This is a genomic window from Candidatus Beckwithbacteria bacterium, assembly GCA_012797845.1.
Classification (GTDB): Bacteria; Patescibacteriota; Microgenomatia; order UBA1400; family UBA1449; genus JAAZOH01.
This window is the reverse complement of record JAAZOH010000036.1, coordinates 1-15,184: the sequence shown is the minus strand read 5'-3', so window position 1 is coordinate 15,184 and position 15,184 is coordinate 1. Positions and strand designations below refer to the sequence as shown.

Genomic DNA, 15,184 nt, shown 5'->3' with positions numbered 1-15,184 from the left:
GGCTTTCTTTAAAAGGACAGGAATAAAGAAAAGCCTATGCTTAAAACTAGCACAGCTTAGAACTGGTGTCAAGTATTTTTGATGTTGTGATAGGGATTCGAGTGTAGGGCAGGCTCTCGAATCCCGATTAGAACACCTAAATACTTTTTCCCTTAAAATACTTATTAAGCGTAATCAGAATTGACAGAGTTAAGCTAACTGTGGTAGATTTAAACGATTCCTCAATATAGCATTGTTATTATTCCAATTAGATATTTGTAAGAGTGAACTTTTTTATTTCCACAGCTATATGTTTTTGATTACACTATCGTGGTAATCTGCCATTCAATTTGTATGTATGTTATTATTAATTTTCCAATTTCTAGAAAGGAAATGGTATGCCTGTAAAAAAAGCTTCTCCTAAACCAGTAGCTGCAAAGACTACCTCAGTCACTTCCAAAGCTACTGTTGATCCAGTTGATCAATTAGTTGGTAATCAAGATCGAACCATTACTGAAACTAAATCAGTTGATGTCCAAACCGTAGAACCTGTTAGTAGCAGTCCACGACCCAGTTATCAAATTCGCCAGTTTGATGGCGTGGTTGATAATCGGGTAATTCCGGATGCCGGGATGCCCACCGAAGATGTATCTGGAATTTTAGACTTTGAAAACAATGGTCATGGTTTGCTACGACCAGAATTTTCAGCTTCTGATCGAGATGTCTATATTTCTACCAGCCAAATTCGCAGATTTCGTTTACGACCCGGTGATATGGTCAAAGGTCCAGCCAGACGTCCTAAGGAATCAGAACGATATTGGGGGTTGCTTAAAGTTTCTGAAATCTGTGGTATTCCCATTGATACCTTGTCTGAACGGGTTCATTTTGATCGTCTAACTCCCGTGTATCCAGATAAACAATTTGTCTTAGAAACTGAAACCAATGTCTTATCAACCCGACTTATTGATTTAGTTGCTCCAATTGGTCGAGGTCAAAGAGGTATGATTGTGTCTCCACCCAAAGCTGGAAAAACCACCATCATGAAGGAAATTGCCAATGGGATTACGACTAATTATCCTGATGTTCATTTGATGGCAGTCTTGGTAGGGGAACGACCCGAAGAAGTCACCGATATTGCCCGGTCTATTAAAGGTGAAGTAGCTGCTTCCAATTTTGATGAGCAGCCAGAACGACAAGTCAAAGTAGCCGAGCTAGCACTGGAGCGAGCTAAACGTTTGGTTGAACTAGGTAAACATGTGGTTATCTTACTTGACTCCATTACCAGATTAGCTCGGGCCTATAACTTGGCTATTCCCACCTCAGGTCGAACTCTATCAGGTGGTTTTGATCCAGCCGCTTTATATCCTCCGAAACGCTTTTTTGGAGCAGCCAGAAACTTTGAAGAATTTGCCACTTATGATGGTAAAAAAACTGGGTCTCTGACTATCATCGGCACCGCTTTAGTTGATACTGGTTCCCGTATGGATGATCTCATCTATGAAGAGTTCAAAGGGACTGGCAATATGGAACTGCATCTGGATCGAAAATTAGCTGAGCGACGGATTTACCCAGCTATTGATATCCAGAAATCAGGTACTCGTCAGGATATGCTCTTACATGGTCCCAAGATGTACGAACGGATTAAAACTTTGATGACCATGATTGATATGCTGGGAGCTACTGAACGGACTGAGATCATCTTAGAAAGACTAGCTAAAAGTAAAAGTAACGAAGAATTTTTGAAAAATTTAGGTAGAGATTAAGACCAATGTTGCTGCTCACACGATTTGGCAGAAACAGTGATTCTTGCTAGAATAGCTTTTATGAAGCGATCAGAGATATCGTTCTTTTCACCGATTGTTAATTATTTTAAACTATTGGTTCAATTTACCAATGTTTTATCCTCGTATATTAACAGGCGTCTCTTTTTCTATTTTTACCGGTTTGAAAAAGCTAAACATGTGGTAGTAGGAGGGTTAACGGCTAAACGGGGTAAATATGTCCGGCCCTTTTTACATAGCTCTATGACTGGCTTGTTTCTGATTGGTATGGCAGTAGCGCCTTTGGTGAAAGAGGTAATTCCTGGAGAAAACCAAGTTATGCCTGATAGCACTGGCGGAGCAGTTTTAGGTCAAAGTATCGAAGTCCAGGCAGCCAGCATGGTAACCACCATTTCTAAAAAAACTGAAACCGGCCGGGATACGATTGTCGTCTACACTGTTAAATCAGGAGAAACACTCTCATCTATAGCTGAAAAATTTGGTCTAGCTACTGATACTATCCGTTGGCAAAATGATCTACAGGCTGATGCTACGATTGCTGAAGGACAAAAACTGGAAATTCCGCCAATTGATGGGGTAGTCCATAAAGTGAAACGGGGCGATACCATTTATTCTATTGCTAAAAAATACAGTGTTGATCCTCAAGTGATCGTTAACTGGCCATTTAATTCTTATACTGATGATGAAAACTTTGGTTTAGCTGTTGGTCAGTTGATTGTGGTGCCAGACGGTATTAAACCCAAAGAGAAAATTTATAGTCAAAATCTCTATATTGCTGGTAAGGTTACGCCTAATGCGGGGACTGTTGCTCCGTCAGGCAGTTTTATCTGGCCAGCGGGTGGACGGATTACCCAGCGTTTTGTTTGGTACCATCAGGGTTTAGATATTGCCAATCAAGATGCCCCCGATATCTTAGCAGCTGATGCGGGAACTATTGTGATTGCTGGTTGGCCAGATAATGTAGGCTATGGCAACAGAGTTTTAATTGATCATGGCAATGGTTTCCAAACCCTTTATGCTCACTTATCAGCTATCTATGTGACTCCTGGACAGACTGTTAATCGTGGTGACGCAGTTGGACGAATGGGCTCTACTGGTAGGTCTACTGGCACTCATTTACATTTTGAAATTCGTTATAACGGAGCCAACTATGATCCGCTGACCTATTTACAATAATGTTTGTAGCTAGTAACTAAGAGCTAGAATTTAGAGTAGAGACAAGGCACTGCCTTGTCTCTTTGATTTTAAACAGTTAAGCCTATTTCTTTGTGCCGCCAAAGAAATAGGCAAAAGAAACTACCACTTTATAAAACGGTCTTCAAGAAGACTGTTTTGTTCATAACTATTGTCTTCTCAGTTTCCCTCAGAGGAATACAGAAGACACTTTATTAAAGTATTCACAAAACAGCTTCTTGATAGCTGCGTTTTAAAAAAGTGGACAAGTAATAAAACAAGAAAATATATGGGGACAGCAGATCTGTTGTCCTTACTATGGTTTTCCAGCTACAATAAGGCTGTGAAACAAGGCTCCAATTTTTTCTTCCAATATCGTTTTTACCTAATAATTATTGCTGTAGGCTTGTTGGTTTTTGGGATGAGTTTTGGGAATGCCTTTGTTTGGGATGATGAAGAACAGGTAGTTAACAACAGTGCAGTTCATTCTTTAACTTCAATTCCGAGTTTATTTTTAGGCAGTACGTTCAATACAGGCGGGAGTGGGGGAGATCTATCCGGCATGTACTACAAACCAATGATGAGTTTAGTTTTTACACTCCTGTATACAATTTTTGGAGCTCGAGCCGGTTGGTTTCATTTAGTCCAAGTTAGTCTTCATATTATTAATGCCTGTCTGGTTTTTGCTATTTTCAAACTATTATTACCTGGGAAAAAAGAAAAAACTAGTTATGCATCCTTATTTTTAGCCTTAGTTTTTCTTGCTCATCCTTTGCAGGTCGAAAGCGCAGTCTATATTTCCGCTTTACAAGATGTGCTATTTTTATTATTTGGCTTGTGGGGTTTATACCGCTTAATAGCTTTTGATTTTAAAAAAACTACTGACTATGTTTGGTTAGGAACCTTATTGTTCCTATCGCTGCTTTCTAAAGAAACAGGTGTTCTGTTTATTCCGGTTGCATTGCTCTATATATATCTTTTTAAAAAACCTAAAGACACACTATTATCTGTCATAAATACTTCATTTATAGTTGGTGTTAGTTATGCAATTTTGCGTTTTGGGATTGCTGGAGTTTACGGGGCTAAAGAAGGTCTATCGCCAATTATGCGAGTTGGGTTGGGTACTAGGCTATTAACTGCTCCAAGAATAATCAGCTACTACCTACAAAACAGTATTTGGCCACAAAACTTGGCGATTGCTCAACATTGGGTAGTTCGTCAGGCAACTTGGAATCAATTTTATCTACCACTTGGCATTAGTTTAGCTTTGCTTATTGGTCTAACAGTTTGGCTATTGCAGCTTAAAAAAAAGAATCACGACTACTTTTTATTGGCTTTGTTTTTTAGCCTTTGGTTTGGTTTGGGGTTAGGTTTACATCTCCATATTGTTCCTTTGGATATGACGGTAGCTGATCGATGGTTTTACTTTCCGATGTTTGGTTTACTTGGTTTGCTAGCAGTTGCTTGGCAAAGTTTAGCTCCTAAAAAACTAGAGGCTTTGATCTTAGGTTTGGCTACTTTTTTGGTAATAATCCTTTCGGCTAGATCAGTTCTGCGAGTACTAGATTGGAAAAATGGTTTAGCTTTGTTTAGTCATGATATTGCTATTTCTCAAGATGCTTTTGATCTAGAAAATAACTTGGGAGTGGAGCTGTTTCGAGCCGGGCAATTTGAAGCAGCTAAACCTCACTTTGAAGCTTCAATCAAACTAGCTCCGTATTGGTGGAGCAACTACAACAATCTGGGAGCCTACTACAATCGGAAAGGGGATTTAATCCAAGCAGAGAAATTATATAAAAAAGCCATTGCCAACAGTGATTACTATTTAGCCTACATTAATCTAGCTGGAATTTTGCTGCGTCAGGAAAAATTTAAGGAAGCTCAGCAATTTCTAGAACAAGAAGCCTTGCCCCGTTTTCCCCGCAACCCGGAGCTAATTAAGTTTTGGCAATATGCTCAAATGAAACAAAATCAAACCCAAACCGAATAAGGCTAATTTTAAAGTTAAACCCCCTCAAAATGGTAAAATAAGGGAACTGGACTCATAGGTAAACAGTATACTGGCTTACTCACCTGCCAAAATTGGGCCGTTAGCTTAGTCGGTAGAGCACCGCATTCGCATTGCGGATACAGGAGTTCGATTCTCCTACGGTCCACATAAAAACGGCGGGCAGGTTGCATAATTCCGGGTTCCCTGCCTGCCGGCAGGCAGGAATTCCCGGTGAGTCCACAGATATTTATTTTTTAAAATAATTATGACTGATAAAAAAGACCAAATTATTATTTGTGCCAGTTGTGGCCAACAATTTGTTTGGACTAAGGAGGAACAAGAATTTTTTGAAAGCAAAGGTTTACATCCGCCTAAACTCTGTCTTATTTGCAAAGCTCTTCGTAAAACTGCTGCCTCAGATCAATTTCGCGGCAAGAGCGCTATTGCTAAAGAACTTGAGAAAAAATTGTGAAAACTTGTTATTGACAGGGTGAAAAGAACCTGCGTACACTAATTGCATGGATGCCAAGCAGCCAAATATCCCTACTTCTCAAGAAAAAGCAAGTAAATCTACTCATAACTTAGTTTCATTATTTATTGCCCCACCTCAAACAAATCAAATTTCTAAAAAAGTTGTTTTTGGATTTGTAAGCCTTTTCCTGTTTTTAGGTTTAGGTTTAGGTTTGATAAATCAACTTTTATTATTAGACCAAAGCTATCAAGCTCAAATGCCTGAAGTATTTGAAGAAAGTCCGGCTACTTATCCCGTCTCTATCCATCAACGTCTCACTATCAGTGAACCAGGTGATGATACGATGATGATTAATAAAACTGGTCAAGCTGTCTCAGTTTCTGAAACTCCATTGGAAAATACAGGTACTAGTTTTACGAGTCCACTCTTTGTCCGCAACTGGACAGCTGGAAACTTGCGTCAATGGACGCAGTATATGGTAGCCAATCCTGGTACAGAAACTGCTACAGTTACTTTTAAAGTGTATAGTACTGAAGGAGCAGAGCTGGCAACTATTACTAAATCAATAGAAGCCGGAAAGAACTTTAACTCCTATAATGACGAAGATTTTATTTCAATACCTAAAACAAAAGATGCAATCAGAACATTAGGTTGGGTTAAAATCACTTCAGATAAAGCAGTCTCAGTTCATCAACGTTTGATTCTTCGGGAAAAAGGCAATGATAATAGCACTAAAGACAGTGATGGAGGTCAGGCCAAGCTCTCTACTGAAACACCACTAGCAGATACAGCTACCAGTTTTAAATCACCACTATTCTTACGTAACTGGACTCATGGCTCCTTACGTCAATGGAATCAAATTACCATTGCTAACCCAGGCGATGAAGCAGTAGCAGTTACCTTTAAAATTCGTAAACCAGATGGCACAATAGCTACCGAATTTACTAAAGATCTTCCTGCTAAAGGTTGGTTTAACTCCTATAATGATGCAGACTTTAATGCTATTCCTCCCACTAGTGATGATAAGCGCTTTTTGGGGTGGATGGAGATTGATGCAGCTAGTCCCGTCTCTATCCATCAACGTCTCACTATCAGTGAACCAGGTGATGATACGATGATGATTAATAAAACTGGTCAAGCTGTCTCAGTTTCTGAAACTCCATTGGAAAATACAGGTACTAGTTTTACAAGCCCACTCTTTGTCCGCAACTGGACGGCTGGAGACTTACGTCAATGGACGCAGTACATGATAGCTAATCCAGGGACAGAAACTGCTACGCTTACCTTCAAAGTATATAGTACTGAAGGAGCAGAACTGGCAACTATTACTAAGTCTGTAGAAGCCGGTCAAAGCTTTAACTCCTATAATGATGAAGATTTTATCTCAATTCCAAAAACAAAAGATACTAGAACATTAGGTTGGGTTAAAATCACTTCAGATAAAGCAGTCTCAGTTCATCAACGTTTGATTCTTCGGGAAAAAGGTGATGATGATAGCACAAAAGACAGCGATGGAGGACAAGCTACATTTTCTACTGAAACACCACTAGCAGATACAGCTACCAGTTTTAAATCACCACTATTCTTACGTAACTGGACTCATGGCTCCTTACGTCAATGGAATCAAATTACCATTGCTAACCCAGGCGATGAAGCCGTAGCAGTTACCTTTAAAATTTACAAATCAGATGGAACAGTGGCCACAGAATTTACCAAGGATCTTCCTGCTTATGGTTGGTTTAACTCCTATAATGATACTGACTTTAATGCTATTCCTCCCACTAGTGACGACAAACGCTTTTTAGGGTGGATGGAGATAAGCACGGCCAAATCAACTGTTGATTTTGGTGTAGTACCATTGCGAAGATATAGTTGTGAATCATATCCATCTGCTAGTCCCAACCCTTATTCTTCTTATCTCATCAATGATCGAAATTCTCCTAGTCAATATACTTGGATAACGTCTCCAACCTATAATTGTAGTAAAGATAATGAAATATTGGGTTATGGATTACCTTTGGGTAGTGATGGTTATGCTCCATCTGGTACAAAACCACTCTATTTTCTGAATGCACATCTAAGCTGTGGAGATAACAAAACTGTTTTAATGACCACAAAAGGAGAAGAAATTCCTTACTATGATGGCAATACAGCTAAACCAAGTCCCTTAGAATTTGCTGAAGGTTGTAATTGGAATGGTAATGATGATAGAGCTAACCCTATTACTTTAGGTAATAGTAGTAAGCCTGTTGTTTGTATTTTTGATGCAGCAAATGCCCAACCAAGCGGAACTATTCCTTTGTATCGAAAATACACAACAGCTACTGTAAATAGTAAAACATATAAATATTTTATGGTTTCAACTACTGCAGGGAATGAAGTAGGTAAAAACAATCTAACTTATAAAGAAGATACCTTATTGGGCTATATTTATTCAGATGGTTATCAGGTTTGTACTCCGGGAGCTACACAGTGTTCGAGTGATAACGCTACAATTCAAGTTTGCAGCAGTGATGGGACGACCTGGCAAACCAGCAGCTCTTGTAGCAATAATCAAGAATGTGTGTCCGGAGTATGTCAAGATGTTGAAGCTGAGTTTACGCTCAATTTAGATATCGATCTAGAAGCAAGAAGCAATGATGCTAGTAGTAGTGTGTATGTCAAACTGAAAAATACCAGCACTGGAGCCGAATATAAAAGAGATGGTTTGAGTGCCAACAGCAGTGGGCAAATCAGCAATATTACTTTTAGTGGGATCACTGCTGGGACCTATAAAATTTATGTCAAACCGAGATACTATCTATCAAAAGTAGTTGAAGCTACTTTTAGCGTTGGCGAAACTAAAACAGTAACAATAACCAACTTTTTAGCAGGAGATTTAAATGATGAAAGCTTTGACAAAGTTAATAGTGGAGATTATTCAGAATTTATTAAACAATATGCAAATACCGGAAGCAGTTTGAGTGCTGATTTTAATGATGATGAAATTGTTAACTCTGGGGATTATAGTATTTTTCTCCGTAACTATAGTAAAAATGGAGAAGGATTATCTAACTACTAAGAGAGTATGAAAAAACTAAGTTTACCCTTATCAATTATTATTTTACTATTATGTATGGGTATTGGGGGAGTAGCGGTTGGATTTAGTTTTGGTTCTGGTATTGGGAGTTATTTGATACCAGTACAATCAACTAAACCAGCTGATAGCCTGGAAACAGATACAAAATTACAACCACAAGTGGCTCAAAATATTATTAGTCAAACTGAATATCCAGCTCAAGTGGCAGTGAGTTTTGAAGATGAGGAAGGTGCTATTGGCCAAGCAGTTTTAGCTCAAATTAGCTTGAATACTGGTGAAACAGAAGTTAATGGCTTTGATATTATTTTGCACTACGACCCACAGGAATTTATAAGCAACCAGACTACCGTAGCTATCTCTCCAGAGCTAGAAGAAAATTTTGCTACTATTGCAGTCAATAAGATTGATCAAGAAAAAGGAGAAATTACCTTGAGTGCTTTGACTGATCTTGACAATAGTTTCAAAGGGGAGCTTAATCTAGGTTCGATCTTGCTAAGCCCACAGCAGTCTGGTACGCTTAAAGTGGATGTAGTTTTTGATGGTCCAGGACAAGCAACTGTTAATACACAGGTTCATGGATCTAGTAGTAAAGTCAATTTAGTCGGTAAAGTAGTTGAAGCTACTTTAACCGTAAATTAATATGAAATCTGCCCATAGCATCCTTTCATTATTTCTTGGATCGGTATTGCTCCTATTGAGTGCAAGTGGAGTGTGGGCAGCTAGCCTTAAATTATCACCAGCCAGTGGAAGCTATGACGAAGGTGATAGTTTCTCTGTTAAACTAGATTTGGTGGTAAGCAGTGAATCAGTTGATGGGGTAGATGCAGTTTTAAATTTTGATGAAGATAAGCTGGAAGTAACCCAAATTACAGAAGGAACATTATTTGATAACCATCCAGTTAAAAGTTTTGATAATACCAATGGCAAAATTACCATTTCAGCTTTGGTCGCAAGTACCAATCCAGTTGATCCAGTGACCACTAGTGGAACTATTGCTACTATTACCTTTAAGGCTATAGACGGAGGCACGGCTGCAGTTGATTTTGTCTTACAAACTGATGATAGTGTGAATTATTCCTATATTTCCGAGAATGAGACTAGTAATAATATTTTAAGTGGTCGAACCAATGGATCCTATACAATTACAGCTGACGATGGAGCTGATGATGATGGTGATACGGGAGGATTCGGAGGAGCTGGAACCACTACCACTTTACCCTCTGCTGGACATGCTGAGCAACTCCTTTTTCTTTTAGGAGGAGGTATTACCTTAATGATAATTGGTTTACTGAGTCGAAAATATCAAAAATTGCTTCAAAAATAGATAAAGTTCATCTTGCTTCATAAGACTTTAGTACGCTAGACTAAGAGATATGTCTTCATCAAAATTACAATATATTTTAATTGTTCTGAGTTTTATTGTTATTTTTCAAGCTATCTTTATTACTGACTATTTTATTGGTCAAAGCCATCAAAACCAACCAGTTGCAGAGCAACTACCTCAGGAAGTAATTGCTCAGGCCAAATCTGAAGCCCAAACTTTTGTTGTCCCGTCTGATACAGCTCCAGTTGCTAAGATGTGGTTGGAACCAATTGGGTCAAATCAACTAGCTCTATTTTTAGACAGCAAAAAACCAGCCCAGTTAGTTCAGGCTAAATTACAATTTGATCCCCAAAACACTACAATTCTTGATTTAGAGCCAGAAATAGAAGGAATCCAACTTCGCTTTGGCCAATTGCAAACCTATCTTTTAAATCAAGTTGATCAAGAGTCAGGTCAAATTACACTCTTAGCAGAAATACCAGCTTCAGTTTCTGGACAGCTTTTATTGGCAACTATACAGCTTGCTAGTGGTAGTGCTCAACCAACCTGGGTGTATTTACCTAGTAGTCAAGAAGGTAGCTATTTTTTGGATTGGGACAATAACATTATTGATTTAACTATTGATCATGATTAAAAAATCTTTAAGCCATTTACTATTTTTAGGTTTAGCTTTTTTTCTAGGAATTATAGCTACTACTTTTGGTTGGGTGATGTTTTTGATTCTGACTAAGCAGTTGCCAGTATCAAAACAAGGAGAACTATTTGTAGTTGAGGAGTATCGACCAGCTGATATCGTGATTGATGTATCTCAAGTAGTAGGTGAAGTTAAGCCTTTATGGTCAGGATATGCTCAGGGCGGAGAAGAAATGTATACCAATATGCTGGCCGGAACAGAAAACCTGCTCAAACAAACTCACCCGACTTATATTCGTTTGGATCATATTTTTGATGATGATTATTATGGTGTGGTAAGTGGTAGTAGTGGCAATCTCAACCTTAATTGGACTAAGCTTGACCAAGCTGTTGATAGTATTTTGGCAACTGGAGCTAAACCTTTTTTAGCTTTAACATATATGCCTAAAGCCTTAGCAGCTTCCAAGATTGACCAACCTTACAATTGGAATGATTGGCAATATTTAGTCAAACAAACTATCAAACATTACAGTGGTGATAAAAAAATTAGCAATGTCTATTATGAGGTCTGGAATGAGCCTGATCTAGAATCATTTGGAGCCTGGAAATATCATGGTGGCAAAAACTATCTGACCTTATATGCTACTGCCGCTAGGGCTGCACAGCAAGCCCGAGATGAGCGGGTAGAGCCATTTAAATTTGGAGGACCAGCTACTACGGCTTTGTATCAAAATTGGGTTTTAGCCCTAACTGAACTAACTAAAGAACAAAATCTTCCCCTTGATTTTATTTCTTGGCATCGATATGCCTACAGTCCAAGTCAATTTGAAGAAGATATGCAAGAGCTTGAAACGTGGCTGGGTTCAGATCATCAATATGAGTTTGTTATTTCAGAATGGGGTCCTGATCCGGGTAAAACTGCCATTTATTCTGGGCGTTATGCTGCTGCCCATGCTGTAGCAGTTTCCCGTCAACTGCTGGAAAAACTTAACTTAGCCTTAGCTTTTGAAGTCAAAGATGGACCCGAGCAAGCTGATTTTGGATGGGGAGTATTGACTTATGGTATCAGGCCCAAACCCCGCTATTATGCCCTGACATATTTAGCTGATATGGTTGGACCTCGTTTTGCCTTGTCCGGTGAAGGGAGTAATGTGACAGCTTGGGCAGTGGGTAATGACGGTAAGTATAAAGTTATTGTAAGCAATTTTAATGTTAGTGGTAGTCAGACTGAAGAATTTCCTATCGAATTTACCAATATTGAACCTGGTCAGTATCAACTATCATGGGAAACATTGAGTGGTAAATCAGATAGTCGGGTTTTGACTATTGATAAACAAGGCTTGCCTGTTAGGGAATATTTTACAATGGCTGATAACGATGTTTTAAAAGTTCGCTTAGTGTTACTTGAGCCATATCAAAAACAAGAAAACATAGTTGATACCACCGCTAATACTCCGACTCAATCAAATTCTGCTGGGAGTATTCATAGTGGTTTCAAACGAGTAATCTTGGAGAATAATCAAGAATAAAGAGAGTATTTTAATACCTACCCTTATCTTTATTAGATCTTTTGTTTTGAACTTATAGTTCTTGTGAAGATGGCTATAGTGTACTTCTTACGAGAAGCGCGGTGGAAAAGAAAATCAGATGCTATTAAAAAAACACCTCTACAAATGTAGAGGTGTTTTGCATTCACTATTAACTTACAATCTATTGTTCTCCGCCTTCAACTTGAGCTGCCGGCGTAGCTTCTTGTTGATTAAGTTCTCCAAAACCATTTTCAACTTCAGGAGCTAATTCCTGTTGTTCTCCTTCTTCAAAATTGACTTGAGTAGGTCTGGGAGTTGGAGTTGGTTCAGGTTCAGTTAGCTGGCTTTCCCGTTTGGTTGCAGCAGTAGTAGCTTGTTGCAATTCAGCTGGCAAAAGTTTTTGTAACTCATTTAGTTCATTGACAGCTTTATCATGATCAGCGCTATTAGGATCAATGAGCTGAACCACATTTTGCATAGCTGCATAGGCTTGGACATTTTGACCAGTTTGCTTATAAGCATTGCTTAAATTGTAGTAGGCGTTGGCATAGTCAGGTTTTAAGACAATAGCTTGTTTAAATTGATCAATAGCTTCTTCGTAGCGGCCCAAGGAATAAAGCAGTCCGCCAAAATCAAGCCGCAACTGAGGATTGGTATTATCCAATCTAATAGCTTGAATATAAGAGGTGATAGCCCACTGATCAGCCCCTTGAGCAAAGTTGATCAGTTGTCGGTAAATTTTAGCTAAATTAACCCAACTATTAGAATTGTCTGGGTCTAGAGCTACAGCAGCTTTACCTTCTCTAATACTTTGGGAAATCAACTGAGTGATCTTTTGTCGATCATCGTCAGTGAGCTTTTCTTTGGTAGCCAAAGCATTAGCTAAGGCTAGATTAGTATTTGAGTAAGATAGATGATACCGCTGCATGTATGGATTGAGCTGAATAGCTCTAATCTGGGCATTGTAGGTATCAGTACCTCTATTTTCAGCTGCATATTGCAAGCTTTGACCAAAAGCAGCTTCGGCCATACTGGCTCTAACTACAAAAACTCCCAAAATTACACTACCTAAAATTAAGATAGCAGCTGGAGCTATAGCAAGACCGGATTCAACAACAGTTGCTTTATCCTTTTTCAAATTAAGGAGCAGTGTTCCAAAAATGAAAAATACAGCCAAAAGAACAGTGTTGGCTGGAATAATTAGAGTAATTAGTAAGCTAGCCACAAATGCAACTGATACAGCCGTAGCCGCAGTTGATTTTTTATATCCGGTCAAAGCAGCCTTAACAAAAGTCAAAGCTAATAAAATCATAGCAGCTAAACCAACCAAACCTAGAGTGGTAAAAACAGTCAACCATTCATTTGATGAGGCTCCGAAGCGGATAAACCAACCATCACTTTGATTTAAAACCACTGGTCGGAATTTTGAAAAAGCCATGGCAAAATTTTCTGGACCAACTCCTAAAAAGGCAGTTTTACCATTTTTAAGCTGATCAACCGCAATTGACCAACCACTAGCATATGGTAAATAGCGAGGAGTAGCATCCTGACCTGGTAAGATTTGCGCAACGGCAAAAACCAAAGCTATGGTTTGAAGACCAGCTACTACAAACAGTAGAACTTTTTGACCAACCTGCTTGACTTTTAAACTATAAACAAGAGTAGCTGCCAAGGCCATAATCAGAAAACTCAGCAAAGCTACTTGTGAACCAACCGGAGTAAAAATCTTTTGGCCATACATAGGGGCAGTCAAGATTTTACCCAAAACTTCAAAAAAGGCTAAAATTTGCATTAGGCTGACTAAAAAGCTGGAAGCAATAAAAGCCAAAAGCACTGGCTTGATTTTATCTTTTATTAAGACTAAAGAACTAAAGACAATAGCAATCAGAGCCAACAGTAAACCAGACTTACCATAGAATGGTGTGACGATAACTGGTTGATTGACAAAAATTGAAATTAACAACACACCAGCTAATAGCACTAAAGGAATCAGATAGCGTTTGGCTGGAAGGATAATTTTCCGTTCCAGGATCATATAGACACCAGTAAAAATGATCATGATTAAAGCAGTGCCAATGGTGATAAGCCATTTAGGAAAATCAAACACATTAGCAGCAGTCATGGGACTGATGACTAAGGGGATGGCAAAGGTATAAATTACTAACAAGATTAGAGCCGCCTTGGTGATGAAGGCACTAATCGGGTGGGAGAGGCTTTGTTCTTCCATAGGATGTAGAGTGACTAGTTAGTAACAGCAAAACAATAACACAGTTTACCTAATAAGCCAAGCCCTTGTAAAGAGCGATTTTCCTCTGAAAACGAAGAAAAACCGCAGTGGTGTCAAAATTGTTTTGAACTGGCAACTAATCAGGTTTTACATAATTTTTTAGCCTCTTTAATAAACTAAGCCACTAGGAATAAATTATTTAAATGTCATTGTCCCACCAGTATAGTCCATTTTTACCTCTTCAACAGTTCTGACTTTCATTGATCTTAACAATTACTACCTTTTATAGTGATTTTGTCACCACCACAAAAAATCATAGTGATTTGAGTTACGTAAGTTATGCATACAATATCGCTTTGTAAAAGCAGCGACTAGCTTATATTTATGTTTATATAGTATTCTTTTTTAAACACTGGTGACACTTTTATAAAAAAATATCAATATTTAGTAACTTGTTTAGTTGATAATCCACCAATTGAAGGTAACATCGGCGTTATGTTTTTTAGAAAGAGCTACAGTAAATGAACCAGTTTGAGTTTCACTTTGCTCAACTTTTTGTTTGACAAAGAGTACATTGTTACCAGTATCTGAAGTTGGAGTGATATATACCAAGGAGCCTGGGGTAACATTGCTGTTTTCAATAATAAGCATAGTTTCTCCAGCTGGAATGACAGCAGTACCGGCGGTAGCATTAGAAGTTACAGTTGGATCAATTGGGTTACCAACTACGCCGGAAGTGGTAGCTTCTTTAGCATCAGCAATGATTAGCTTTCTTAGTTTACCTGAGCCAGAAGCATCAATAGCAGCCACTTCTTCATTGTTGGCCAAAACTGAGAATTTAGTATTGGCTGAATCAGTAGCATTAGAAGTGGTACCTAAATTAACTGTCAGACCATCTTCGGCTTCAATCAGCGAGGCAAACAACGATCCAGATACGGTAGCATCATGGGTAGTTAGGCTGTCAAAAGAAGCTCCTTGAGCAGTAATGTTTCCAGCT

At 38.7% G+C, this 15,184-nt stretch carries 11 protein-coding genes and 1 tRNA gene; 10 read left to right on the top strand and 2 right to left on the bottom strand.

The genetic code is table 11. The features are described from left to right. Positions 1–611 precede the first annotated feature (611 nt). From GYA49_04420 to GYA49_04375, 10 genes are all read left to right on the top strand, one after another. Positions 612–1,742, top strand: coding sequence for a transcription termination factor Rho (locus GYA49_04420; protein ID NMC36261.1), 1,131 nt, complete (start codon positions 612–614; stop codon positions 1,740–1,742). Between the two features lie 60 nt (positions 1,743–1,802). Continuing rightward, a complete protein-coding gene (locus tag GYA49_04415; protein NMC36260.1) occupies positions 1,803–2,936 on the top strand; it encodes a M23 family metallopeptidase in 1,134 nt (377 codons plus the stop codon). A 286-nt stretch (positions 2,937–3,222) separates the two neighbouring features. After that, positions 3,223–4,923 carry a tetratricopeptide repeat protein gene (locus GYA49_04410; protein NMC36259.1) on the top strand — a complete coding sequence of 567 codons (1,701 nt, stop codon included), beginning with the start codon at positions 3,223–3,225 and terminating at the stop codon, positions 4,921–4,923. 94 nt (positions 4,924–5,017) lie between these two features. Continuing rightward, positions 5,018–5,089: transfer RNA gene (locus GYA49_04405), tRNA-Ala, on the top strand. Between the two features lie 99 nt (positions 5,090–5,188). Further along, on the top strand, positions 5,189–5,395 hold the full coding sequence (locus tag GYA49_04400) for a hypothetical protein (GenBank protein NMC36258.1): 207 nt from the start codon (positions 5,189–5,191) through the stop codon (positions 5,393–5,395). A 46-nt stretch (positions 5,396–5,441) separates the two neighbouring features. Further along, positions 5,442–8,456 carry a hypothetical protein gene (locus tag GYA49_04395; protein ID NMC36257.1) on the top strand — a complete coding sequence of 1,005 codons (3,015 nt, stop codon included), beginning with the start codon at positions 5,442–5,444 and terminating at the stop codon, positions 8,454–8,456. A 6-nt stretch (positions 8,457–8,462) separates the two neighbouring features. Continuing rightward, positions 8,463–9,113, top strand: a complete 651-nt coding sequence (locus tag GYA49_04390; protein ID NMC36256.1) for a hypothetical protein — start codon at positions 8,463–8,465, stop codon at positions 9,111–9,113. Position 9,114: 1 nt separating this feature from the next. After that, entirely contained in the window at positions 9,115–9,798 is a 684-nt protein-coding gene (locus tag GYA49_04385; GenBank protein ID NMC36255.1) for a hypothetical protein, read from the top strand. Positions 9,799–9,847: 49 nt separating this feature from the next. Beyond that, positions 9,848–10,432: a hypothetical protein gene (locus tag GYA49_04380; GenBank protein NMC36254.1), complete on the top strand. Its 585-nt coding sequence runs from the start codon at positions 9,848–9,850 to the stop codon at positions 10,430–10,432. Next, the gene (locus GYA49_04375) at positions 10,425–11,960 is read left to right on the top strand and encodes a hypothetical protein (protein NMC36253.1); all 1,536 of its coding nucleotides are present in this window, start codon (positions 10,425–10,427) and stop codon (positions 11,958–11,960) included. Before GYA49_04380 ends, GYA49_04375 begins: the two co-directional genes overlap by 8 nt. A gap of 181 nt (positions 11,961–12,141) precedes the next feature. On the opposite strand, the gene GYA49_04370 is transcribed toward GYA49_04375, so the two are convergent. Together GYA49_04370 and GYA49_04365 are read right to left on the bottom strand one after the other, a co-directional pair. Continuing rightward, positions 12,142–14,187: a tetratricopeptide repeat protein gene (locus GYA49_04370; protein NMC36252.1), complete on the bottom strand. Its 2,046-nt coding sequence runs from the start codon at positions 14,185–14,187 to the stop codon at positions 12,142–12,144. 456 nt (positions 14,188–14,643) lie between these two features. Beyond that, positions 14,644–15,184, bottom strand: a 541-nt coding sequence (locus GYA49_04365; protein ID NMC36251.1) for a hypothetical protein, incomplete at its 5' end; no start/stop codon positions are given.

Bases quoted from the DNA above. Each gene is read 5' to 3' on its own strand.
- GYA49_04420 (NMC36261.1), top strand. From the start codon at position 612: ATGCCCACCGAAGATGTATCTGGAATTTTAGACTTTGAAAACAATGGT.
- GYA49_04385 (NMC36255.1), top strand. From the start codon at position 9,115: ATGAAATCTGCCCATAGCATCCTTTCATTATTTCTTGGATCGGTATTG.
- GYA49_04400 (NMC36258.1), top strand. From the start codon at position 5,189: ATGACTGATAAAAAAGACCAAATTATTATTTGTGCCAGTTGTGGCCAA.
- GYA49_04375 (NMC36253.1), top strand. From the start codon at position 10,425: ATGATTAAAAAATCTTTAAGCCATTTACTATTTTTAGGTTTAGCTTTT.
- GYA49_04380 (NMC36254.1), top strand. From the start codon at position 9,848: ATGTCTTCATCAAAATTACAATATATTTTAATTGTTCTGAGTTTTATT.
- GYA49_04390 (NMC36256.1), top strand. From the start codon at position 8,463: ATGAAAAAACTAAGTTTACCCTTATCAATTATTATTTTACTATTATGT.
- GYA49_04410 (NMC36259.1), top strand. From the start codon at position 3,223: ATGGGGACAGCAGATCTGTTGTCCTTACTATGGTTTTCCAGCTACAAT.
- GYA49_04415 (NMC36260.1), top strand. From the start codon at position 1,803: ATGAAGCGATCAGAGATATCGTTCTTTTCACCGATTGTTAATTATTTT.
- GYA49_04370 (NMC36252.1), bottom strand. From the start codon at position 14,187: ATGGAAGAACAAAGCCTCTCCCACCCGATTAGTGCCTTCATCACCAAG.
- GYA49_04395 (NMC36257.1), top strand. From the start codon at position 5,442: ATGGATGCCAAGCAGCCAAATATCCCTACTTCTCAAGAAAAAGCAAGT.